Here is a 1,980-nt window from a genome sequence, read left to right on the forward strand (position 1 = left end):
CGTCCTGCGCGCCCCCGCACTCGACCTGTACCCGGGCCGGTCGCTCGCCGTCGTCGGCCGGTCCGGCAGTGGCAAGACCACCCTCGCCCGCTGCCTCGCCGGCCTCCACCGGGATCACGACGGCGAGATCCTCCTGGACGGCGCACCGCTGCCGCGCAGCCTGCGCGACCGCACTCGCGCCCAGCTCGCGGCCGTGCAGTACGTCTTCCAGGACGCGCACGCCGCCTTCGACGAACACCGCCCCGTGGTACGGCAGGTGGCCCGCACCGCGGTCCGCCTGCGCGGCACCGACCCGGACACCGCGGTCCGGGAGGCGCTGACCACCCTGGCCGGCCTCGGGCTCCCGGAGGAGCTGGCCCACCGGCACCCCGGCCGGCTCTCCGGCGGCGAACTCCAGCGCGCCGCCCTCGCCCGCGCCCTGCTCGCCCGCCCCCGCGTCCTGGTCTGCGACGAGATCACCTCCGGCCTCGACACGGTCACCCGCCGGGGCATCCTCGACGTGCTCACCGCGCTGGTCCGCGACCGCGACCGGCTGTCCCTCGTCCTGATCACCCACGACCTGGGCACGGCCGTCCTGGCCCACCGCGTCGCCGTACTGGACGCCGGCGAACTCGTCGAACAGGGCCCGGCCCGGCAGGTCCTGACCGCGCCGAGCCACCCGTTCACCGTCTCCCTCACGGAGACGACGGCACGTCTGACGGCGGGGACGTGACCCACGCACCTCCCGGCGTCAGGCCCGCGGCACGTGGGGATCCAGGACGGCGGCCAGGGCCGGGCTGCGGAGGTAGCCCGCGACGCGGTGGAAGTCGAAGAGACGGACGCTCTCCTGGAGATCGAGGTCCACTCCGTCGAAGTACCGCTCCAAGGGCCGCAGGACGGCCACGGGGTCCCCGTGGTCGCAGACGTTCACCCAGCGGGCGACGCCCGCCGGGCGGACGCCCCGCTCGGCGGGGGCGGGCAGCAGCCGGTGGAAGACGCCGTGCGGCAGGGCGAGCGGTGAACCGAGGGTGACGAGGAGGTCGACCGTCAGCTCGGGGTGCGCGTGCAGGGCCTCGTAGGTCACGACCGTCCCGAGGGAGTGGGCGATCACGATGCGCGGCCGGTGCTCGGCGATCACCGCCGCGACCTCCTCACGGGCCGCGGTCCGGGCCGGCGCGTCCGGGGTGCGCAGATAGGCGGCGACCTCACGGAAGCACAGGGCGACGAAGGCGCGCGTGAGCCGTCCGTCCAGGCTGAAGTGCTTCGCCACCATCTCCGCCGCGTGCCGCAGCGGCATGGCCAGACGCCCCTGCGCGGTGACCTCGGGCAGGTCCAGGGCCTCCAGCCAGTGGGCCACGAGCGCGGTCTCGTCGGGGGTCAGCCTGTCCAGGGCGTCGTCGTCCGGGCCCTGTGCGACCGGACGGCCGCGGCTCAGATGGTGGCCGTAGTAGGCGAACGCCACCTCGCTCTCCGCCAGGGGCCGGCCGAGGCCGGCGGCGAGGCTCCGGGCCCACACACCGGCACGCTGTGCGGCGACCTCCTCCGGTGCGCGGCCACGAACGTGGTTCCCGACGCCGTGGACGCCGACGATGAGGGACATTCCTGTCTCCTTCCGGGAGTTGGCGGGATCAGACACGGGTGACAGAGTCCCAGGGGAGGAACGGCGGAAGGTCACTGCCCGGTTCCAGCGCGACGAGGGTGTCGGCCAGGGCGACGACGAGCGTGCCGTCGGCGGCGACCGTCAGTTCCTGCGGGCTCTCCGGAAGGCACAGGACGGCTGTCCCGGCGCCGGTCAGCAGGTCCGACACGCGGACCGTGGCGTCGTTTCCGGCGGTGATCGCGTGCGCGCGTCCGCCCACCGACGCCACCGCCGCACACCGCACCGCCCCCTCGTGCCGGCCGAGCTCGCGCACCTCCTCCCCCGCCTCCAGGTCCCAGACCCGCACCGCGCCGTCCTCGCCCCCGGTCACCGCGTGCGCACGCCCGCCCACCGACGCCACC

Annotated in this window: 2 protein-coding genes and 1 pseudogene; 1 reads left to right on the plus strand and 2 read right to left on the minus strand. The window is 75.3% G+C overall.

All coding sequences use genetic code 11. From position 1 onward, the window contains the following. Positions 1–712: ATP-binding cassette domain-containing protein (locus tag B7767_RS37150; protein ID WP_143652855.1), on the plus strand; the 712-nt coding region annotated here is incomplete at its 5' end. Between the two features lie 18 nt (positions 713–730). On the opposite strand, the gene B7767_RS37155 is transcribed toward B7767_RS37150, so the two are convergent. Both B7767_RS37155 and B7767_RS46890 read right to left on the minus strand, forming a co-directional pair. Next, a complete protein-coding gene (locus tag B7767_RS37155) occupies positions 731–1,579 on the minus strand; it encodes a hypothetical protein (protein ID WP_085575850.1) in 849 nt (282 codons plus the stop codon). 28 nt (positions 1,580–1,607) lie between these two features. After that, positions 1,608–1,980: pseudogene (locus B7767_RS46890) on the minus strand (hypothetical protein); the annotation flags it as partial.

The organism is Streptomyces sp. 13-12-16 (assembly GCF_002114215.1).
Classification (GTDB): Bacteria; Actinomycetota; Actinomycetes; order Streptomycetales; family Streptomycetaceae; genus Streptomyces.